Raw genomic sequence first — 22,241 nt, forward strand, 5'->3', positions numbered from 1 at the left:
CTTCCAGTCAGAACCCTGCGGGAATGCGCGATTAAGCAGTCTGCCCGGACAGCTTTTGCAGAATTGCGCAATCCGGGGACTCATTCCCCGCACAGCTGTCGGCAAATGTCCGCAGAGTAGCGCGCATCCCCAACAGGGTCTGCAACTGCTCCTCGATCTGGGCCAACTTGTGATTGACCAGAGCTTTGGTCTCGCGACTGTGGCGCGCCGGGTTGTCCCGTAGCCCCAGCAGGGCCCGCACCTCTTCCGTCGCAAAGCCACAGGCGCGCGCGCGGCGTACAAAACAGAGGGTCTCAATATCGGCACTGGTGTAATCCCGATAACCGTTTGCAGAGCGGCCGGGCACCAGCAGACCGATACTCTCGTAGTGGCGCAGGGCCTTGGCGCTGAGGCCCGAATGTGCTGCGGCCTGGGAAATATTCACGCTTACCCCCTCAGAGCAGGATTCAGATGCTGTTGTCCCGGCAGCCGGTAAACTGATAGCGCACCTTCTCTGCGGGGTTGTACCCCAGCTCCAGGGCGGAATCCAGAGCGTCCACGCCGATAGAATGCAGCAGAATATCCCCGGTGGGTGCGCCACACACGGCGGTAAACATTCTGTCGGTGCGCACTCCGCAGCGGGACTCCTGCACCAGTACTCCATCGCCGCGCAACTTGGCCAAGCTCTGCTGCAAGGTCATACCACCGCCCTCGCACTGCTTGCTACCACTGCTGCGATAGACCCACACCATTTCTCCCGAGGGCATCGTTGCGGCGGCAGGCGCCGATACGGCCTCGGACTCGACAGCGCTCGGTGTGGTCTCAACCTCACCCTCCAGCGCCGGCTCCTGCCGCGACTGACCGCACCCGCTCAGCGAGATAAGCAGTACCCATACCCACAAGAAAGACAACCCTTTGTTCAGCACAAGACATCCTCCGTCCATCAATAATTAGCCGCTTCAGGATAGCGCCAACCAGGCCCCCACCGATAGCATCAAAGTCCCGGAAATCCGATTTACCAGGCGCACATTTTCCGCCCGCGCCAGCAATCGGCTGAGCGCCTGGCCGCCACTGGCATAGAGCAGCAGGCACAGCGCTTCCAAAAATAACAATATCGACAACAAGACTGAAAGCTGGGGGAGCAAAGGCTTGGCATCGTTAATAAAAGGCGGCAGCAGCGCAATAAAAAACGCCCAGCCCTTGGGGTTGGCTACGGCGGTGACAAACCCCTGTAGCGCCAATGCCCTGGGCGCTGGCCGGCTCACCCCAACCCCGCCCTGATCCAGCAGCGCCAGCTGGCCCCGGGAGCGCCACATCTGCACCCCCATCCAGGCCAGATAGGCGGCCCCGCAGTATTTGAATAACTGAAACAGCGCGGGATACTGCACCATCAATACCGCAGCGCCGAGTGCGGAGGTAATAGCGACCAACGCGACACCGAGCAACTCTCCCACCATCATCCACAAAGTGTGGCGCACGCCCAGGGTAATTCCCAGGCTGAGCGACAGCATCATGCAGAGCCCCGGTGTAACCGAGGCAAAGAAGCTTGCGGGAACAAAGAGTGCCAATGCCGATAATTCCATAGTTATTCCTTAGTGGTGGGTGCCGCTGTGGTTGCCGTAGTGACTGACCAGCATGCCCGCCAGCATCAAACCACAGCCAATTAACTCCGTGGTATTGAGCATTTCATTGAGGAATAGCCAGCCCGCCGCTAGGGCGAAAACCGCCTCCAGGCTCATAATTACAGTGGCGTGAGAGGGCGCGGCGTAGCGCTGGGCCAGAAGCTGGAAGGTAAACGCCAGCGCCGTGGAGAAAATCATCATATAGGCGATGGGCCAGGCCGCATCGATCGCCGCTTGCAGGGTCGTCTGTTCGGTAAACAGCGAGGCCACAGCGGACAGAAAACCACATATCAAAAACTGAATGCAGGCCAGTCGCAGGGCATCGTAGCGTTTTACCAGCCGGTCTGCCGTCAGCACCTGGATCGCAAACACAAACGCACTGGCGAATACCATTAGGTCGCCGATCAGCTGGGACTCCTCGCTAAAGTCCGCCAGCCAATAGAGGCCGAACAGGGCTAGGCCAATTCCCATCCAGGTCCAGCGATTGGTTTTATGTCCCAGGGACAAACCGATCACCGGCACCAGCAGCAAATAAAAACCGGTAATAAATCCGGCGCGGCCCGCCGTGGTGTACAGCAGGCTTACCTGTTGCAGTGCCGCGCCGAGAAACAGCCAAAAACCCAGCAGCGCGCCGCCGGGCAGGCAGGCGCGCCAGGCGTGATTCACCGCTTGCCCATCAGTTTCGCCGGGCTGGGCATCGCGGCGGGAGGACAACCAGTAAACGATGGGGATAAGGATTAAACCACCGAGAATAAAGCGCCATGCGTTAAATGCCAGCGGCTCAATATCCGCCATGGCAATCTTTTGCGGCACAAAGGCAACGCCCCAGAACAGCGCGGCCAATAACAACAGGACTTCGGCCTGGACTTGTTTACGTTTCACCACTTATTACTTCCAAACAACTTGGGAGCTGTTGCAAAAACTCCGTGTTTTTCCCAACAGCCAAATACAAAGTGCGCCCTATACCGCTTCTAACAGGCTCACCATTAATTGCAGGGACTCCCGCCCGCGAAATTCATTAACATCGAGTTTAAAAGCCAGGCGCACTCTCTCGGTGGGCTGCGGCCACTGCTCGGTATCCACATTAAAAGCAATAGCATCCAGCGGCAGCTGCGGTGCCTGAGGTGGCGCCACCACCATTTTTAAGTGGCGCTCGCCGACAATACGCTGTTGCAACAACAAAAACTCGCCGTCAAATACCGGCTCTGGGAACGCCTGTCCCCAGGGCGCGCAGGCGCGCAACATGGCAGCGGTATGCAAGGTGTAATCGGCAACGTCCAGCTCACCATCGGAATCGATCACCGCGTGCAGTTGGTTTTCGTTCAAACGATTGCGCACGACCCGCTCAAAGGCGCTGCGGAAAGCATCCAGGTTTTCCCCCGGCAGGCTCAAGCCCGCCGCCATAGCGTGGCCACCGAATTTGCTGATCAGGTCCGGGTGGGCCGCAGCCACATCGCTCAGGGCATCGCGAATATGCAACCCGGGAATTGAGCGCGCAGAGCCCTTCACCAAGCCGTTATCCCCCTCGGCAAAGGCAATTACCGGGCGGTGGAATTTCTCTTTGATACGGCTGGCCAGGATGCCCACCACCCCTTGGTGCCAGTTGGCATCGTACAGACACAAACTCCAGGGGATTTCCCCCTCCAGGCGCAGCTCGTCCAGGGCCGCCATAGCTTCCCGCTGCATCCCCTGCTCGATCGCTTTGCGGTCCCGGTTGAGGGCGTCCAACTCGGCGGCCAGCTCCCGCGCTTCACTGGGATCGCGGGTGAGCAGGCAGCGAATACCGGTACCGATATCGTCGAGACGGCCGGCCGCATTAATACGCGGCCCCAAAATAAAGCCGATATCCGTAGTGGAGAGGCGGCGCTGGTCGCGCCCGGCCACTTCCATCAGGGCGGCGATACCGGGTCGGCAGCGACCGGCGCGGATACGGGCGATGCCCTGGTGGACCAGAATCCGGTTGTTGTGATCCAACGGCACCAGGTCGGCCACAGTGCCCAGGGCAACTAAATCCAGATACTCGGCCATATTCGGTGGGGCGATACCGCTTCGCTCAAACCAGCCGCTCTGCTGTAGGGCGGTGCGCAGCCGGCTCAGCAGGTAGAAAATCACCCCCACTCCGGCCAAATTCTTGCTGGGGAAGTCACAGTCCGGCTGGTTGGGATTGACGATAGCGTCCGCCTGCGGCAGTTCGCTGCCGGGCAGGTGGTGGTCCGTCACAATCACTTTCATACCGGCGGCTTTTGCCGCTGCCACACCCTCGATACTGCTGATACCGTTATCGACCGTGATCAGCAGATCCGGCTGATAATCCTTGGCCACCTCGACAATTTCCGGGGTGAGACCGTAGCCGAAGTCGAAACGGTTCGGCACCAGGTACTCCACCCCCGGCGCCCCCATTGCACCCAGGGCCAGTACCCCCAGGGTGCTGCTGGTGGCCCCGTCCGCATCGAAGTCGCCCACGATCAGGATTTTCTTTTGCCCGCAGATGGCATCCACCAGCAGGGCAACGGCGGCTTCCAGCCCCCGCATACTCTGCGGGCTCTGTAATCGGGAGAGGCTGTGATCCAGCGCCTCTTCGCTCACTATCCCCCGCCCCAACAGGACACGTTGCAGTATTTTGGGTGTATCAGAAGCAAAACGGCCAGTGGAAAAATCCACTGGCCGCCGCTGAATTTTTGTAGTCAATGTATTTCTCAGCAAAACAAATAGCTAATCGGCAGCCGCTTTACCCACAATAGTGCCCCGGCTAGTTATCACTAGACAGTGTCGTCGCCATATAGTCATGCACTTGGGACAAGTTGTTGGGCAGTACCTTAAAACGCTCTTGCCGCTGCCAGAGATCCTGCATATGAAGCGGCAGGGGAATCTCTTTCTCCGGTAGGGCCTGAGCGACGGCATCGGGGAATTTTGCCGGGTGTGCAGTCGATAAGCAAACCATAGGTTGTTCGGCCGAGCGGCGCACCTGGCGCGCCGCTTCGACACCTATAGCGGTGTGTGGGTCGAGCAGGTATTCGCAGGAGGCGAAGGTCGCGGCGATCACCTCAACGGTGCGACTGTCATCCACCCGGTAAGAGGAAAATACCTCTCTCGCTTTAACCAGGGCCGGCTCCCCCAGGTGCATAGGCCGGCTGCGATCTGCGAGCAGCTCCGCCACCGCCGCGCCATCGCGACCGTAGAGATCAAACAGCAAGCGCTCGAAGTTGCTCGACACCATAATGTCCATGCTGGGGGACAGGCTGTGTACCAGTGGCTTGGGGGTGTGGTCGTTACTGCTGATACAGCGGTGCAGTATATCGTTGGCGTTGGTGGCAATTACCAACTGGTCGATTGGCAGTCCCATCTGCCGTGCCAGGTAGCCGGCAAAAATATCGCCGAAATTGCCTGTGGGCACAGAAAAGTTGACCGTTTTATCCGGCGCGCCCAGGCGCAGGGCCGCGTAAAAATAGTAGACGATCTGCGCCATAATCCGCGCCCAGTTAATGGAGTTCACCGCCACCAGGCGGCGCCCATCGGGCAGGAATGACTGATCGGCAAAACTCGCCTTCACCATATTCTGGCAATCGTCGAAATTGCCTTCCAGTGCGATATTAAATACGTTGTCCGACAATACCGTGGTCATCTGGCGGCGCTGGACTTCAGATACACGGTTATGGGGGTGCAGAATAAAAATATCGATATTATCGCAGTGGCGACAGCCTTCGATCGCCGCCGAACCGGTATCCCCGGAGGTCGCCCCCATCACCACCACGCGCTCACCGCGCTTTTTCAACAGGTGATCAAAAAGCTGGCCGAGGAACTGCAAGGCAAAATCTTTAAATGCCAGGGTGGGCCCGTGAAACAGTTCGAGTACCCACTCATTGGTATCGGTCTGCACCAGCGGGGCAATCGCCTTGTGGCGAAAGTGCTTGTAGGAGCGCCCGATAATACCGCGCAGTTCATCATCGCTGAGATCATCCCCCACAAACGGCTGAATAATGCGAAAGGCCAGCTGCTCGTAATCGAGCCCCGCCATAGAGGCAATTTCCTCGCGGGAAAATTTCGGCAAAGTCTCGGGCACGTAGAGGCCGCCATCGCTGGCGAGGCCGGTGAGAACGGTATCGGCGAAGGAGAGTGACGGCGCGCTGCCGCGTGTGCTGACAAATTTCACAGTATTTCTTGGCTCTTATCGCTGGCTGGGGAGTTTATTGATCGGGCGCCGAACGTGAGAATCCCTCTCTCGGCGCCGATAAGATTTTTAACCGAGACTCTCGACTCGAATTCTGACGACTTCACCTTCGACCGTCTCCAGGGCCTCTATCTGCGCAACCGCTTCGCGCAGGCTGGCCTCATCGGCGCGGCTGGTTAAGATCACCACCGGCACCAGCGCCTCACCTTCAACCGGTTCGTGCTGGATCAACGCCTCAATACTGATGCCCTGATCGCTGCAAATGGTGGCTACCTGAGACATAACACCGGGCTTGTCCTGGGCGGAGATACGCAGGTAATAGCTGGTGATAACGTCCTCTTGCGGCAGTACCTGGGTACCCCCCTGCTCTGCCAGGGCGACACCCGCCGGCGGTACCCGGTGTTCCGGCTTGGCCTCTAGGGTGCGGGCCACATCGACGATATCGGCAATCACCGCCGACGCCGTGGCTTCATCGCCGGCCCCCGCGCCGTAGTACAGGGTTGGACCCACTGCATCGCCACTGACCAATACCGCATTCATCACGCCATTGACGTTGGCGATCAGGCGGCGCTGCGGGATCAGAGTCGGGTGTACCCGCAGCTCCACCCCTTTGTCGGTGCGGCGGGCAATCCCCAGGTGCTTAATGCGATACCCCAATTCGTCGGCGTAGCGAATATCCTCACTGCAAATCCGGCTGATGCCCTCGGTGTACACCTTGTCAAAGGCGAGCGGCATAGCAAATGCCAGGGAGGCCATAATCACCAGCTTGTGAGCGGCATCGATCCCTTCCACATCAAAAGTGGGGTCCGCTTCCGCATACCCTAAAGCTTGGGCCTGGGCCAGAGCTTCATCAAAACTGCGCCCTTTTTCCCGCATTTCTGTGAGGATGTAATTGCCGGTGCCGTTAATAATACCCGCGAGCCACTGCACCTGGTTGCCCACCAGCCCTTCGCGCAGGGATTTGATAATGGGAATACCACCAGCCACTGCCGCTTCGTAGGCAATGGTGACATTGTTCTCGGCCGCCAACTCAAACAGTTCGTTGCCGTGCTCGGCGATCAGCGCCTTATTCGCGGTGACCACATGTTTGCCATTTTCAATCGCGGTGCGCACCAGCTCCTTTGCCACCGTAGTGCCGCCGATAAGCTCCACCAAAATATCCACGTTGGGATTGTTGGCAACTTCGAAAATATCCCGGGTAATATTTAACTGGCTGGTATCGCAGTTCGGATTGTCCCGGCGCGCACCGATTTGCTCGATAATCAGGGCGCGGCCACAGCGAGCGGCTATTTCCCGCCCGTTGCGCGCCAATACATTCACGGTGCCGCTGCCGACAGTCCCCAAACCACAGATACCGATCCGCACGGCGGCGGGTGCGTTTTTTACCGCCACTTCCGCCTCCGCAGTCTCTTCAACCGTTGCGCTCACAATATTCCTCCGCGCAACGACCCGGGGCCGCCGATCAAGCGGGACTGTCCCCGCCCCATCAGCGGTGCCACCGCAGGAGTCTGCGCAATAAATGCAAATAAAATTGACAAAAGATTATCAACCTTACCGAGCCGGGCGTAAAAAAGTCAATATAATTGCGCCACAAAGGCGTCCCTTCCCGCAGGTACGGTATCGAAACTTCTGTCACCTAAAATCACCCCTTGAAACCAATAGCGTCCTCAGTAGATGCTATATAAGCATCTACTAGCATCAGGTAACAGCAACCTGCGAAATTGCATCCACCGCGCCTTTGCACAAAATAAGAGGCGTACCGAATCCGGACTCAGATAGTGGTCGAGTAATGAAGAAAACCCTAATCCTTTATACAGGCGGAACCCTGGGAATGCGCCGAAGCGAATCGGGCTATATACCTGACGCCGATCTGGAGGGCGCGCTGGGGCGCCTTTTACAAGATGTTATCGGCCAGCTTCCGCAGTACGATTTCCAGGCACTCGACCCACTGCTGGATAGCGCCAATATGCGCCCACAGGACTGGTACCACATCGCCAGCCTGATCCGCGACAACTATAGCCAGTACTCGGGCTTTTTGGTCCTGCACGGCACCGACACCATGGCCTACACCGCCTCGGCCCTCTCCTTTGCCCTACAGGGCATTGAGAAGCCGGTAGTGGTCACCGGTTCGCAGATCCCCCTGCGGGAGATGCGCAGCGACGCCTACAACAATTTGATCGCGGCACTACTGTTGAGTGGTTCAGAGGATATCCGCGAGGTTTGCCTGTACTTCAACGGCAAGCTGCTGCGCGGCAACCGCGCCGTCAAGGTGAGTTCTGGCTCTCTGGATGCCTTTAGCAGCCCCAACTACCCCTGCCTGGGGGAGGTGGGTATTCAGGTCCATATCGACCGCAACGCCCTGCTGGTTCCCGCAGCTGCACCGCAGTTTCAGATTCCCGCAGATGCCAATGGCGGCGTCGTTTTACTGAAACTGTACCCCGGCATCTCCCCTTCGCTGATTGAAAAAGTGCTGGAGAGCCGCCCCAGGGGCCTAATTATTGAAACTTACGGCACCGGCAATGCGCCGACTAACGAGCGCGCATTTACCCAGCAGCTGGAACGGGCCACGCAGCTCGGCACCATTTGCGTCGCCGTATCTCAGTGTTTGGAGCACCAGGTGGATTTGGGCAAATACGCGGCGGGCTCCGCGCTGCTCGACGCCGGTGTTATCGGCGGCCTGGATATGACCAGCGAAGCCTGCTTTGTAAAACTCAACCACCTACTGGCGATGGGCTACGCCGCTGCGGAAATCAAAGCCCTGCTACAGCGCCCGCTGTGCGGAGAGTGCAATCACTCCGACGGATAACCAGCGGAACTACCGGCGAAGCCCTACCGCTTCGCCCCACCAAAGGGACTGAGTGATTTACAGGGATTGAAGAGACTGCCTCGACCCAGAAGCCAAATACCGATGAGCAACGACTTTTCGCAAAACCTCCGCCTTCTGTGCAGTTTTTACCCCTCCATTGCCGAGGTATGCCGGCGAATTGGGGTAAACCGCGCACAATTTAATAAATATCTCAACGGTAATACCCAACCCGCACAGTACACCCTGGGAAAAATATGCCATTTCTTTGGTGTAGAACCCCATGAAATCCTTATGCCCCGCGAGCAGTTCAGCCAAATAGTTCGCGTGCGCAGCGCACCGGCATCTGAGCACCTCCCCGCCAGGCCCTACAACCGCGATATTGATATTCTGATGCGCGAATCCCAGGGGCGGGCGGATAAGTATTTGGGGTTCTACTTTGAATACCACTACTCCATGACTTTTTCCGAGCATATTATTCGCAGCCTGCTGCATATAGAGTCGGACGGTGATGGATATTATTTTCAGCGCTTCGAGCGTATGCGCTACCCGGACCGGGACGAATGGTACAAATCCCGCTACAAGGGCATGCTGCTTTTTCTCGCCGATCGTATTTTTTTAGTCGGCTATGAAGCGTTAACTCACAATGAAATCGCACAAACCATTCTCTACCCCACTTATAAAAGCCGTGTCAGCTATCTATCCGGATTAAAGCTGGGTGCATCCGCCAGCGACAGGCGTGAACCCGTCTGTACCAAAGTGGTACTCGAATCCCTGGGGCGCAATATCAGCATTAAAAATGCGCTGAAATTATGCGGTGTTTTCGGCCCTGAATCCGACGAAATCAACAAAAATATTCGCGAAAACATTCGGGCCAGCTCCTGCGAGGGGCCGCAGAGCTTTTTTGCTACACCGCTGTAACTGTACAGCTCGATAAATTACCAAATTATTCCAACACGAGGTTTGTGGGAGGTGCGGCTATTACCTCGCCCCATACAAACCCATACGATGAAGAGAAGAGAGACAAATGACCAACGACTTCCACACACTCAAGCCGATGCCGGTCTTTAGTGCGGGCGCAGAAACTCGCCTGGAAAAAGATTTATTGGGTGAACGCGAAGTGCCTGCCGATGTTTATTTTGGCATTCAAACTTTGCGCGCTTTGGAAAATTTCCAGATTACCGGCATTACCCTAAACCACTTCCCCAACCTGGTAAAAGCCCTGGCGATGGTGAAAAAAGCTGCCGCCAGTGCCAATGGCCAGCTCGGTTATTTAGAGCCCAAACTGCAAAACGCCATTGCCACAGCCTGTGACGAAATTATCGCAGGCCAACTGCACGACCAGTTCCTCGTGGATATGATTCAGGGCGGCGCCGGCACTTCCACTAATATGAATGCCAATGAGGTCATTGCCAACCGCGCCTTGGAGCTGCTCGGCCAGCAAAAAGCCGAGTACAAAAAAGTACATCCCAACAATCACGTCAACCTGTCCCAGTCCACCAACGATGTGTATCCCACTTCGATAAACCTGGCCATTCTGCTCAGCTACAGCGACCTGGTGCACTCCATGGAGAGCCTCTGCGTCGAGTTTGACAAAAAGGCCAAAGAATTTTCCTCAGTAATTAAAATGGGTCGTACTCAACTACAAGATGCCGTGCCTATGACCCTGGGCCAGGAGTTTGCCGCCTTTGCCGCCACTGTGCGCGAGGATGTCGACCGGGTTAAAGAGCTGGTCGCCCTGTTTAAAGAAATTAATATGGGCGGCACCGCAATTGGCACCGGTATTAATACCGACCCGGCATATCGCCAACTGGTTGTTAATGCGCTGTCGGAAATCTCCGGCATCGATTTTGTATGCGCAGAAAATCTGGTGGAAGCCACCTCCGATATGGGCGCCTTCGTGATGTTCTCCGGCGTAATGAAACGCACCGCGGTAAAAATCTCGAAGATTTGCAGCGATTTACGCCTGATTTCCAGCGGCCCCCGTGCCGGCCTCAATGAAATTAACCTGCCGCCGATGCAGCCCGGCTCATCTATTATGCCCGGCAAGGTCAACCCGGTAATTCCCGAGGTGGTTAACCAGGTTGCCTACCAGGTAATCGGCAACGATCTCACCATCACACTGGCCGCAGAGTCCGGTCAGTTGCAGCTCAATGTAATGGAACCGGTAATCGCCTTTAACCTGCTGCAATCCATGCGCCTGATGACCCAGGCCATGACTACGCTGGCGGATCGCTGTGTAAGCGGCATCACTGCCAACGAGGAACACTGCCTGCAACTGGTGGAAAACAGTATTGGCCTGATTACTGCGGTCAATCCGTATATCGGCTATGAGAATGCCACCCGTATCGCCAAGCAGGCGCTGATTACCGGTGCCAGTGTGAAGCAGTTAATTCTCGATGAGGGCCTGCTGAGTGAGGAGGAGCTGAACGATATCCTCGCACCGGAAAATATGACCCAGCCGAGAAAAGTAGAAATTAAAAACCCCGCTTAAAAACAAAAACCGGCGGCCTTACGGCTGCCGGTTTTCTAAAGCTATCAGCCGGAATTAAATGCCCAGCTCTTCGATCAGGCGGCAGGTAGCCGGGAACAACCCGGCCATCTTCCATCACCGAGCGATTTCTGGAGGAGCACCCACCAAATAGAAAGTATATACCGCCAACCTTATTGACAAAAGAGTGCAAACCCACAAAATGCTGGACGTTTATCCACATTGGTGAGCGTGCAACCAATGACTCTACCACGAAGCAACCAGATATCTCTTGATGCGACACCCTATTATCATTGCGTTTGCCGCTGTGTACGCAGGGTCTTCCTTTGCGGAAAAGATGCTCAATCCGGGCGGGATTATGAACACCGGCGCCAGTGGATTGAGGTCAGGATGCAGGAACTGGCCGATATCTTTGCTCTGGATATTGTCGCCTATGCGGTAATGAGCAATCACTACCATATCGTGCTCTATATCGATGCCAAAACAGCAAAATCCTGGTCTGATAGTGAGGTTATTCTCCGTTGGCAGGCGCTATTCAAAGCTTCCAGCTTGGCTCAGCGCTTTATTCAGGGCGAAGCCCTGGATCGCAGTGAAAAGGACAAGCTAAGCGAGCAGGTCAACCTTTGGCGGGAAAGGTTAATGGATATCAGCTGGTTTATGCGCTGTTTAAACGAGTCGATTGCCCGCCAGGCCAACACAGAAGATTGTTGTACTGGTCGTTTCTGGGAGGGTCGCTTTAAGTCTCAAGCGCTATTGGACGAAAGTGCCCTGGCCGCCTGCATGGCCTATGTCGACCTCAACCCTATCCGCGCCGATATGGCGAAGACCCCAGAAGATTCTGATTACACTTCCATCCAACAACGCATTCGCGCTGCCGTTTCCGGTGAGCAACCCAAAGAGCTACTTCCTTTTGTAGGCGACGAGCGCCTCAATATGCCGAAAGGATTGCCATTTCAGTTGGATCACTATTTGGAGTTGGTAGACTGGAGCGGTCGGCATTTAGACCCCAAGAAACGAGGTTCCATCCCTCAGAACACACCACCAATCCTTGAGCGATTGGGCATCTCGGCAAAGCACTGGCTCTATCTCAACCGGAACTTTGAAAGCCGCTTTAAAAGCCTGGTGGGATCTGCAGAGGCGGTGCGACAAGCCTGCATCCGGCTCGATAAGCGCTGGGTACATGGATTGCGGGACTGCCAGCATTTTTTTAGCCCTGCACCCAGCTGACCTGAATAAGAAAATTTCCGATTATTGGCTACCAACGAAGTTCTGGCATTCCCACCTGAGCCACATATTTTTACCTGTAATCTAAAAAGGTTATCGGCGCCAAGTCATTGTCTGCTGTGCCGATATTTTCCGAGATTTCCCCATCTGGTAATCCTGTGGCGTGAAACTCCTTGCCTGCAACTGGCTCCTCAATCTATGGCCAATCTATGGCTGTCCCATTGTGTGTGGCTGTCCCATTGTGTGTGCTCCCACCCTTAAGCTTCAAAAATTTTGAACAGGGTGCGCCAGGTAGCGGCGCACAAACTCATCCAAACTCCAACTCTTGAATCTATTAAATTAGAGAACCATCTAAAGATCAAAAATCGATCACCCTCTCCTCTTAGTCCTAAGAAATATCCCACCACTCAAAATACTAAAAAAGAAGCCAACATAGAACACAATAATACTTTCCATCAGCTTTCCTTCTGACCTAATGAAAAAGTCATAGTGTAGAAAAACAACTTGAATAGGACTTAACATTATTTCAAGAAGAATGTTTGAATTTTTCGCACCCACATCCGATGCATTCAATATTGAACAAATAGCAAGAATTACAGATCCAACTACATAACTCCCCAGAAAAAGAAGTACTATTTTTTTTATTCGCACCTAAAGCTCCTAGGGGATATCACAATCACAACGCCTAACTGTTGGGCTCTGCCCAGGCCGAAAACCCCAATCGTTGTGTACTAAACCTGACCCATAAAAAAGGGCAGCTGCAGAGATAGTGGCTCCACCACCGTTCAACGGGGCATAAATACCAACATGCCCACCTTCCGCTACTACATCGCCTGGCATAAGTAGAGCACTTGATGGTAGAACAGTATACCCAGGAATAGTTACACTGGGATCAGCCCACTCACTCGCGCTGGGAACCCTACCATCAGGCATTCGGCCTGGAGCATCCCCACCATTTGACAGCATATCCCAAACAAAAAAATTACATTTCAAAGCCCAACTTCCCCTAGTTCCACTTTGCCCACGAAGGCGTCCTCTTGACTCAGGGTGAGTATCCCATGGCTGCCAATTATCATCACCAAAATAATAAGAATATGTTGCTAATGAATACGCTCTTTTGCCATCCAACCCTAACGCATCCGTAAAATTCAAAGGACTTTGATTCACATAACCATAGGTATTAATACCCCCTTTCAACCCTATCGGATCACTTTGCAAATATCGCCCACTACCCGCATCATAATCCCGGAAGTAGTTATAATAATGCTCTGCCTCACCACCCTTAATCTGCCCTGGGAATCGAAGATTGACCAATGTCAAGTTAGTATCACCATCCGGATCAGCATTAGGCTCAGACTTACCAAACGCATCACTATCCCAGCGCCAGACAATCGTTTCACTTTGATTAGTAGCAATACGCGGAGTATTTAGGTGATCAGCATGCAGGTAGGTCAATGTCCTAGTTTGTACCTCACCGTCACTATAGCTAATCTCAAACTGCGCTACCGGCATATTGTCGAGATAGATATAATCGACCTGACTTTGGACCTCACTGTCATCGGCAGCGATATTTGTCTCCGCCAAGTATTGCCCACTCAGATCATAGTGCAGCAGATTATCTTCCGTTTTATCCGTGCGCACTCGCTGACCAAGGGCGTTGTAATAATAGGTGCCTTTAAGGATGCTGTCTTCGCTATAGGTTTTAAGGCGGTTGGCATGATTGTAGGTATACTGCTTGGCACCATCACCCGTATTGATGGTGTTGCCCACCTCATCGGTCACCCAGGCCTCATCACCTTTGCTGGTCAGGCGGTTGGAGCTGGCTTCATAGCTGTAAACAGTACTGCTCTCAATATCATCGGTGCTGGTAGCATCCTGCTGAGTGCGATTGCCCACCAAGTCGTAGTGATAGCTGTTTTCTCCCTCAATGTAGCCTTCATCCGTAAGCCGATTTAATTTATCGTAGATAAATCCCCGGTCCTTGGCGTTATCCAGGTTATCCGCAATACCGGTGATATTATTAGCAAAGTCATAGGTGTAAAACTCAGAGCGGATATTACCGATCCCCGAGGCGCTCACAGTTTCCAAGCGGCCATCCAGATCGTAACTGTAACTCTGGCTAATGCCATTGCCGTAATCCATAGAACTAATACCGCCAAAGGGCTGGTATTGGATATTGCTGACAATAGTGCGCGCACTGGCTTCCGCATTAGTCTGAGAGCTTATCGCTGAGATACGCCCCAGAGCATCGCGACTATAGCTAACAATACGGCCGGAGGGATAAGTGATACTGCTAATACGACCAAGGCTATCGTAGCTATACTGGGTGCTAAAGCTCCAGCTATCGATAGTATCATCCTGCTGGATAATACGACCCAAGTCATCATACATTAAAGCCGTAGAGCCCGCATCGTTGCTGTAGCCCGTAAGCTGGCCAACCCCTTTGTTATCCTCCTCTATACTGTCATAACTAAACAGCGCATCCTCACTGCTATTACCGGGATAGCTGATCGCAGTAAGGCGATTCAGCGCGTCATAGCTATAGTTGGCAACAATTCCACGGGCATCAGTGCGAACTTTTAAATTGCCCGCTTCATCATAATCGTAAGTAGTAATCCCCGTATCCGGGCTGGTGAGCTTGATCAGATTACCAGCAAAATCGTATTCATAGCTGGTGGTATTACCGCGCTGGTCGGTTACAGATGTAATACGATCGGCACTATCGTAGGTATATTGGATATCATTGCCATCGGCATCGGTCACCGTCTCAACACGACCCAAAGCATCCCGCGCCTCGCCCGTACTATTTAAGTTGCCATCGGTAGTGGAAACCCGCTTGCCATTTTTATCGTAGGCAATAGAAGTGTTCTGGCCGTTATTACCATCGACATCAATCAACCGACTCAGCTCGTCGTAACTGCGGCTAACAGAGCGAACCAAGGTTGTACCATCCGCAGCAAAAACTTTTTCTTCTTTAATATTACCGGCAGCATCCAGGGTATATTCAACCCTCTCTCCCAGGGAGTTTTGGGTAGCGGTCAAACGGCGCGCAGCGTCGTATTCAAAAGTAACACTGGAATTATCCGGGTACGCAATATTAGTCACCTGCCCTACTGCATCATAGGTGTAGGTAGTCACCAAATCACCGGATGCCGCTTTTACCGTAGTGGTTTCCAACCAGCCCCGCGCGGTATAGGTAAAGTGCGTTTGCACCCCATTAGAATTCTCAACCTTAAGCGGACGACCCGCCCCATCATACTCAAGAATAGATTCCAAATGCCCCAACGCATTGGTCGTCGTGGTGAGGCGGTTATTACTATCGTAAGCGTAAGTTGTGATATCAGAGACATCCGTACGCGGACCATCCGCCGTCTCCATCTTACCCGCTTCATTATAGGTATAGGACCAGTTCTGCTCAGTAATCGCCGCCTGGGTGCCATGGGCAACCAACAGGCTAAACGCCCCCGCAAGAATAGACTTGCTAAAATACATATCAAATCCTTCGAATTTTCTTGTTCGTTAAACTACTTCGTTAATTTGGGCAAACTATTTATTCACAATCCTATTTGGGAGTAACTTTTTTTGATTGCAACCGGCCCTTGGAGTCATAGGAGAACTCAACAACATCTTCAGATGTAGTAATTTTCACGGGTACATTAAGGGAATCATGCCATTCAGTAACGACCACCTTTGACTCAGCAGTGCCAGAACCGTCTGTGCGAGTCAGTTCACGTCCTAAATTATCACGGGTATAAGTGGTAGTATTACCTTCCCAATCAGTCTCACTGGCAATAAAACCGTTGGCATCGTAGGTATATCCTTTATTGGCCGCAGCGCAATTAGCTGATGCCTCACCATCCACAGAGGTAATGCGCTTTACGCCATCTATTTCGGTATAGTTATAAGTGGTTTGCTTACCCAATGCGTTGGTGGTACGGCGCGTATAATCATCGATATATTCCACATCGACTGATTCCGCCCCCCCATTGTGCTCCGTGCGAATGGCTCGCCCCTGATCATCATAGGTAAAGGTACTGTAAATCTTACCCGCCTCATCAGTAACCCCTGTCAGAGCATTGGGGAACCGGTCATCTTCATAACGGAAGGTACGTTGAGGATTTTCCTCACCAGGGAAAGTAATGGTTTTGAGTAAACCATCATCATTGTAGGTAAATTCGTACACAGAGCCATCATTGCGAGTAATTTGGATAAGCTTCCCATCATTCCAGGTCAGATCAACACTATTGCCGTTATCATCAGCGATAACTGATTGATAAACACCACTATCGTCATAGGTGTAGCTAATGCCCTCACCCTGCTGGTTCTCCACCCGTAAAACCCGGCCTACAGTATCATAGGTTTCTATTCTTCCACCAATTTTCAGCTTCCAACCAGATAGCTCGCCGCTTTCATCAAGCTCTTGAGTGACAATCCAATCTCGATTAGCTTCCCCCACAAAAGTACCGTCTTCATCAGCAAAATGCAGATCGCTACCATCCGGGCGATAGGCAATTACTCGTTCAGTTTCACCATCGGGTAATGTGTAATGAGCAAGGAAGTAACTGTGGTTGTGTCGCCAGTTATCTGTGGCACTGCCGGTATATTCAGAAGTGGAATCACCATCCAGTGGTAAACTAAAGGTATACTCACTCTCCTCAACTGGCGCCTCAGAATAGGTCACCGCCTCCCCAGGGTATACAAAGTTAATCGTATATCCCGCCCCCGACTTCTCTAAATTACCAAAACTGTTATACAGCCAAGAGAAAGTCAGCGGGAAATCACCACTTACAGTGAACACCGGTTCTCTTTGCAGTTTATGACCATTAAGGAAGTTAATAGGATTACCAGCCAAATTAGAGGGGGCGCCAGTTTGATTGGAGCAGCTTTGGGGCTCGGCGGGAGCTATGCAGTCTCTAGCGGTATCAGACCAGGGTTTATCAGTCGAGCATTTTTTTATACAAAAAGTACCATCCCATTCGAGGGGAGGATTACATAATGGTTCATCCAGCTCAACACAGGAAGCTGTTTCATAATCAAAATCATATCCAGCAGAACACGTTTTTGTATGTAGCTTGAAATTAGTATATAAATGACTGAAAGTTATTTCATCCGTCTTTAAAAGAGCACAACCATAAATTCTGTCGGATATATATTCATTATATTCAGGGCCATAACGGCTCTCAAAATCTGTACCGGCCCAAAAAACAAGAAAAATATAGTCACACCCAAGCTTAGGGTCTGGAAATACCGGCCTCCCCACTGTTGAATTATGCCAATACTCATACTCGACTGCACTAGCATTGAGCACCCCACAACAAAAAATAAAAAGTGAAATTATCCTTACTGACAAAGCTTGACACTCCTGATTCACATATCAAACGAATAAAAACAACTAAAACGCAATAAACTAAGGCAGCCTTACAAAATCTAACCATAGAAAGGCCTCTAATTGCTAAATCTCATCTATAAATACAACTGTTTTCCTTAGCAATTTTCCTTCAGAGTCATAAGAATATTCAGTAAGACCTTGTTGTGTTCCAATCTTGACTGGCAAATTAAGGGTCTCATGCCACTCAGTAGTAATTATTCTAGATTCAGACGTGCCCGCCCCCTCTGTACGAATCAGCTCCCGCCCCAAATTATCACGGGTATAAGTGGTAGTATTTCCTTCCCAATCAGTCTCACTGGCAATAAACCCGTTAGCATCGTACGTATAACCTTTATTAGCCGCAGCGCAATTAGCTGATGCCTCACCATCTACAGAGGTAATGCGCTTTACACCATCTACTTCGGTATAGTTATAAGTGGTTTGCTTACCCAATGCGTTGGTGGTACGGCGCGTATAATCATCGATATATTCCACATCGACTGATTCCGCCCCCTCATTGTGCTCCGAGCGAATGGCTCGCCCCTGATCATCATAGGTAAAGGTACTGTAAATCTTACCCGCCTCATCAGTAACCCCTGTCAGAGCATTGGGGAACCGGTCATCTTCATAACGGAAGGTACGTTGAGGATTTTCCTCACCAGGGAAAGTAATGGTTTTGAGTAAACCATCATCATTGTAGGTAAATTCGTACACAGAGCCATCATTGCGAGTAATTTGGATAAGCTTCCCATCATTCCAGGTCAGATCAACACTATTACCGTTATCATCAGCGATAGCTGATTGATAAACGCCGCTATCGTCATAGGTGTAGCTAATACCCTCACCCTGCTGGTTCTCCACTCGCAAAACCCGGCCAGCAGTATCGTAGGTTTCTATTCTTCCGCCAATTTCCAGCTTCCAACCAGATAGCTCGTCGCTCTCATCAAGTTCTCTAGTAACAAGCCAATCCCGATTAGCCTCCCCTACAAAAGTGCCATCTTCATCAGAAAAATGCAGATCGCTACCATTCGGACGATAGGCAATTACCCGCTCGGTTTCACCATCGGGCAAGATGTAATAGGCAAGAAAGTAACTATGATTGTGACGCCAGTTGTCTGTGGCACTGCCGGTATATTCGGAAGTGGAGTCTTCATCCAGTGGTAAAGTAAAGGTATAGCCACTTTCAATAACCGGCGCCTCAGAATGGGTCACTGTCTCTCCTGGGTAAACAAAATTAATCGTATACCCCGCCCCCGACTTCTCTAAATTACCAAAACTGTTATACAGCCAAGAGAAAGTCAACGGGAAGTCACCACTCGCCGCGAATACTGGCTCTCGTTGTAATTTATGGCCATTAAAGAAATTAATCGGATTACCAGCCAAATTAGAGGGGGCGCCAGTTTGATTGGAGCAGCTTTGGGGCTCGGCGGGAGCTATGCAATCTCTAGCAGAATCAGACCAAGGCTTATCTACTCGGCATTCTTTCTCACACAGCCCCGTGCTTTCATTATAAACAGTTGGAGGCAGGCATTGGAGGGGCTCACAGGTAAGAGTATCGTAACTCATGATACCCTCCTCACATTCACACACACTACCTTCATCCTGATTAGGAGAAGAGCCTTCGGGGCAACCATCATAAGAAAAAAATGCAATATCGAATCTAACATCAACCTCAGGTCCAGATGGTGCAGTGCAAAAAGCATCTGAAGTTATGTTAAAAAAATTTTCATGCTGATCGGAATGCCGATACCACCATTGCGCCCCACGGATATAGCGCCCATCTATAACAATCTCATTACAACTGTTACGGGAATCAACAGATTCACAAGCATTGTAGGCAGAAAGTCTACCTGGATACATTCCAATTATATTATATGAGCAGTATGCAATCGCTTGACTTGATGCAAAGCACACCATAAAAACTGCTAAATATCGCATATTAGCCCGCCTAATCACAACATCCAAAATTAACATTTAAATACCCAACTTTACATTCAAAACAGAACACACACCAAATTTGTCAGCTGGACATTCTATATTCTTTCCAGGCAATCAACTAATACACTTCCGAGCTGAAGTAGGATTAACAAGAATCGAACTCCACCACCCCTATTTCGACTTTCTTTTTCTATTGTGAAGACGACCCTCGGAGTCATAGGTGAACTCAACAACATCTTCAGGTGTAGTAATTTTCACGGGTACATTAAGGGAATCATGCCACTCAGTAGCGATCACCCTTGACTCAGCAGTGCCCGAACCTTCTGTGCGAGTCAGTTCACGCCCTAAATTATCACGGGTATAAGTGGTAGTATTTCCTTCCCAATCAGTCTCACTGGCAACAAACCCGTTAGCATCGTACGTATAACCTTTATTAGCCGCAGCGCAATTAGCCGATGCCTCACCGTCTACAGAGGTGATACGCTTTACGCCATCTATTTCTGTATAGTTATAGGTGGTTTGCTTATCCAATGCGTTGGTGGTACGGCGCGTATAATCATCGATATATTCCACATCGACTGATTCCGCCCCCTCATTGTGCTCCGTGCGAATGGCTCGCCCCTGATCATCATAGGTAAAGGTACTGTAAACCTTACCCGCCTCATCAGTAACTCCTGTCAGGGCATTGGGGAATCGATCATCTTCATAACGGAAAGTACGCTGAGGATTTTCATCACCGGGGAAAGTAATAGTTTTGAGCAAACCGTCGTCTGTGTAGGTAAATTCATACACAGAGCCATCATTGCGAGTAATTTGGGTAAGCTTCCCATCACTCCAGGTCAGATCAACACTATTACCGTTATCATCAGCGATAGCTGACTGATAAACGCCGCTATCGTCATAGGTGTAGCTAATACCCTCACCCTGCTGGTTCTCCACTCGCAAAACCCGGCCAGCAGTATCGTAGGTTTCTATTCTTCCGCCAATTTCCAGCTTCCAACCAGATAGCTCGTCGCTCTCATCAAGTTCTCTAGTAACACGCCAATCCCGATTAGCCTCCCCTACAAAAGTGCCATCTTCATCAGAAAAATGCAGATCGCTACCATTCGGACGATAGGCAATTACCCGCTCGGTTTCACCATCGGGCAAGATGTAATAGGCAAGAAAGTAACTATGATTGTGACGCCAGTTGTCTGTGGCACTGCCGGTATATTCGGAAGTGGAGTCTTCATCCAGTGGTAAAGTAAAGGTATAGCCACTTTCAATAACCGGCGCCTCAGAATGGGTCACTGTCTCTCCTGGGTAAACAAAATTAATCGTATACCCCGCCCCCGACTTCTCTAAATTACCAAAACTGTTATACAGCCAAGAGAAAGTCAACGGGAAGTCACCACTCGCCGCGAATACTGGCTCTCGTTGTAATTTATGGCCATTAAAGAAATTAATCGGATTACCAGCCAAATTAGAGGGGGCGCCAGTTTGATTGGAGCAGCTTTGGGGCTCGGCGGGAGCTATGCAATCGCGAGCCTCATTAGACCAAGGTTTATCTACTGGGCATTCTTTCTCACACATCCCGCTATCAGAATTGTAAGTAGCTGGTAATTGACATATAACCTGCTCTTCACAAGTCCCTGTTCTTACATTGTATTCACCCAAGCCACAGCTACATTGCCCCTCGGATTCCACCATTCCTTCGGGACAACCTGATGAATACCAAGGATATTGATAAAAATATATATCATACCCTGTCCACCAGTTTAATATGTCATCACAGCCGTAACCTGCGATACCAGATCTCCCGTACCCATCAGATTGCCTTACAGCAACTACATCCCAAACTACTGGAACTGCATATTTTGTCCACTGGGGCCCTGTACTTCTACAGTTACCAATATTTGGATTTTCCTTACAGGCAGAAAATGCAGCCGCCGAGGAGCTATAAACCCCTACCACTATTTCTGTACATTCCTCCCCCTCAGCAAAAGCCACATATGGAAAAAATAAAATGAAAACATATATAACGACCTTACACATCTACATTCAACTCAACACAAACTTATATTATTAACTCGACGAGTAAATAGCTCCCGCATTCATCTTTGAAGGTTACTATTCAGCACTAACTTTAAAATTTTAAATTCCCCAAGCAAATATCCAGGCCACTCTCCATTAAATAGTTATGCTAATATTTCTCCAGGGGCGATGAGCACTTAATGTTTAACTTCAGGACAACTAAGCATTAGTAAACTCTTTATTAATTATTAAACATCGCAGGTATGTGATTACACACCTTTACCACAACCCAATCCCCAGAAAATCTGACGAAGGATATCAAGACACTATTAAGTGTGCCACCATATCAATGTTGCAAAGTTCACAAAACTAAACTTCTCTGTAAGGAAAATTTGTGATACTAGTTATTTGTACACATACCTTTGCAGTCAAATTTGGCAACGAGCAATTGTTTGGTAATATGCAGAACCACTCAAAAACCGCTTTATCCCCCACCACCCAAAACCTAACCATTTGGGGCAACGGAAGCCATCTCCTTCAAACTTATTCCAGCTTGAAAATGCCCACCTCTAAAACGAAAGCTCTGACCTAGACAACCAAGAAAGAAGCTGATTATTGCGAACTGTTAAGCCATC

The 22,241-nt window shown here is 51.2% G+C and carries 15 protein-coding genes; 4 read left to right on the forward strand and 11 right to left on the reverse strand.

Going from position 1 to position 22,241, the window contains the following annotated elements; genetic code table 11:
- Nucleotides 1–31: 31 nt before the first annotated feature.
- The 7 genes from ACJJIF_RS08510 to ACJJIF_RS08540 form a co-directional block, all read right to left on the reverse strand.
- Nucleotides 32–424 carry a MerR family transcriptional regulator gene (locus tag ACJJIF_RS08510; RefSeq protein WP_444931791.1) on the reverse strand — a complete coding sequence of 131 codons (393 nt, stop codon included), beginning with the start codon at nt 422–424 and terminating at the stop codon, nt 32–34.
- Between the two features lie 22 nt (nt 425–446).
- Nucleotides 447–905 carry a hypothetical protein gene (locus tag ACJJIF_RS08515; RefSeq protein WP_444931792.1) on the reverse strand — a complete coding sequence of 153 codons (459 nt, stop codon included), beginning with the start codon at nt 903–905 and terminating at the stop codon, nt 447–449.
- A gap of 33 nt (nt 906–938) precedes the next feature.
- Nucleotides 939–1,562, reverse strand: coding sequence for a LysE family translocator (locus tag ACJJIF_RS08520; RefSeq protein WP_444931793.1), 624 nt, complete (start codon nt 1,560–1,562; stop codon nt 939–941).
- Nucleotides 1,563–1,571: 9 nt separating this feature from the next.
- Entirely contained in the window at nt 1,572–2,486 is a 915-nt protein-coding gene (locus ACJJIF_RS08525) for a DMT family transporter (RefSeq protein ID WP_444931794.1), read from the reverse strand.
- A 75-nt stretch (nt 2,487–2,561) separates the two neighbouring features.
- On the reverse strand, nt 2,562–4,289 hold the full coding sequence (gene recJ / locus ACJJIF_RS08530; protein WP_444931795.1) for a single-stranded-DNA-specific exonuclease RecJ: 1,728 nt from the start codon (nt 4,287–4,289) through the stop codon (nt 2,562–2,564).
- A 61-nt stretch (nt 4,290–4,350) separates the two neighbouring features.
- Nucleotides 4,351–5,751, reverse strand: a complete 1,401-nt coding sequence (gene thrC / locus ACJJIF_RS08535; protein ID WP_444931796.1) for a threonine synthase — start codon at nt 5,749–5,751, stop codon at nt 4,351–4,353.
- An 87-nt stretch (nt 5,752–5,838) separates the two neighbouring features.
- On the reverse strand, nt 5,839–7,161 hold the full coding sequence (locus tag ACJJIF_RS08540) for a homoserine dehydrogenase (protein ID WP_444932331.1): 1,323 nt from the start codon (nt 7,159–7,161) through the stop codon (nt 5,839–5,841).
- Nucleotides 7,162–7,558: 397 nt separating this feature from the next.
- On the opposite strand from ACJJIF_RS08540, the gene ACJJIF_RS08545 reads away from it, so the two are divergent.
- From ACJJIF_RS08545 to ACJJIF_RS08560, 4 genes are all read left to right on the forward strand, one after another.
- Nucleotides 7,559–8,575, forward strand: coding sequence for an asparaginase (locus ACJJIF_RS08545; RefSeq protein WP_444931797.1), 1,017 nt, complete (start codon nt 7,559–7,561; stop codon nt 8,573–8,575).
- A 102-nt stretch (nt 8,576–8,677) separates the two neighbouring features.
- A complete protein-coding gene (locus tag ACJJIF_RS08550) occupies nt 8,678–9,493 on the forward strand; it encodes a helix-turn-helix domain-containing protein (RefSeq protein WP_444931798.1) in 816 nt (271 codons plus the stop codon).
- Between the two features lie 106 nt (nt 9,494–9,599).
- A complete protein-coding gene (aspA, locus tag ACJJIF_RS08555; RefSeq protein ID WP_444931799.1) occupies nt 9,600–11,066 on the forward strand; it encodes an aspartate ammonia-lyase in 1,467 nt (488 codons plus the stop codon).
- A gap of 237 nt (nt 11,067–11,303) precedes the next feature.
- On the forward strand, nt 11,304–12,290 hold the full coding sequence (locus ACJJIF_RS08560; RefSeq protein ID WP_444931800.1) for a transposase: 987 nt from the start codon (nt 11,304–11,306) through the stop codon (nt 12,288–12,290).
- A gap of 657 nt (nt 12,291–12,947) precedes the next feature.
- Here ACJJIF_RS08560 and ACJJIF_RS08565 read toward each other — a convergent pair.
- The 4 genes from ACJJIF_RS08565 to ACJJIF_RS08580 all read right to left on the reverse strand — a co-directional run bounded on the left by ACJJIF_RS08565 (nt 12,948) and on the right by ACJJIF_RS08580 (nt 20,883).
- A complete protein-coding gene (locus ACJJIF_RS08565) occupies nt 12,948–15,779 on the reverse strand; it encodes an RHS repeat-associated core domain-containing protein (protein WP_444931801.1) in 2,832 nt (943 codons plus the stop codon).
- Nucleotides 15,780–15,849: 70 nt separating this feature from the next.
- Nucleotides 15,850–17,637: a hypothetical protein gene (locus ACJJIF_RS08570; protein WP_444931802.1), complete on the reverse strand. Its 1,788-nt coding sequence runs from the start codon at nt 17,635–17,637 to the stop codon at nt 15,850–15,852.
- 102 nt (nt 17,638–17,739) lie between these two features.
- Entirely contained in the window at nt 17,740–19,629 is a 1,890-nt protein-coding gene (locus ACJJIF_RS08575; RefSeq protein WP_444931803.1) for an RHS repeat domain-containing protein, read from the reverse strand.
- Nucleotides 19,630–19,764: 135 nt separating this feature from the next.
- Complete coding sequence (locus ACJJIF_RS08580) at nt 19,765–20,883, reverse strand: hypothetical protein (protein WP_444931804.1); 1,119 nt, start codon at nt 20,881–20,883, stop codon at nt 19,765–19,767.
- Nucleotides 20,884–22,241 lie beyond the last annotated feature (1,358 nt).

Source organism: Microbulbifer regidiadema (SeqCode), assembly GCF_052467605.1.

What these genes read in the sequence shown, in the direction of transcription:
- ACJJIF_RS08550 (WP_444931798.1), top strand. Translation starts at nt 8,678, where the DNA reads ATGAGCAACGACTTTTCGCAAAACCTCCGCCTTCTGTGCAGTTTTTAC.
- aspA (WP_444931799.1), top strand. Translation starts at nt 9,600, where the DNA reads ATGACCAACGACTTCCACACACTCAAGCCGATGCCGGTCTTTAGTGCG.
- ACJJIF_RS08545 (WP_444931797.1), top strand. Translation starts at nt 7,559, where the DNA reads ATGAAGAAAACCCTAATCCTTTATACAGGCGGAACCCTGGGAATGCGC.
- ACJJIF_RS08575 (WP_444931803.1), bottom strand. Translation starts at nt 19,629, where the DNA reads ATGTTAATTTTGGATGTTGTGATTAGGCGGGCTAATATGCGATATTTA.
- ACJJIF_RS08565 (WP_444931801.1), bottom strand. Translation starts at nt 15,779, where the DNA reads ATGTATTTTAGCAAGTCTATTCTTGCGGGGGCGTTTAGCCTGTTGGTT.
- ACJJIF_RS08520 (WP_444931793.1), bottom strand. Translation starts at nt 1,562, where the DNA reads ATGGAATTATCGGCATTGGCACTCTTTGTTCCCGCAAGCTTCTTTGCC.
- ACJJIF_RS08560 (WP_444931800.1), top strand. Translation starts at nt 11,304, where the DNA reads ATGACTCTACCACGAAGCAACCAGATATCTCTTGATGCGACACCCTAT.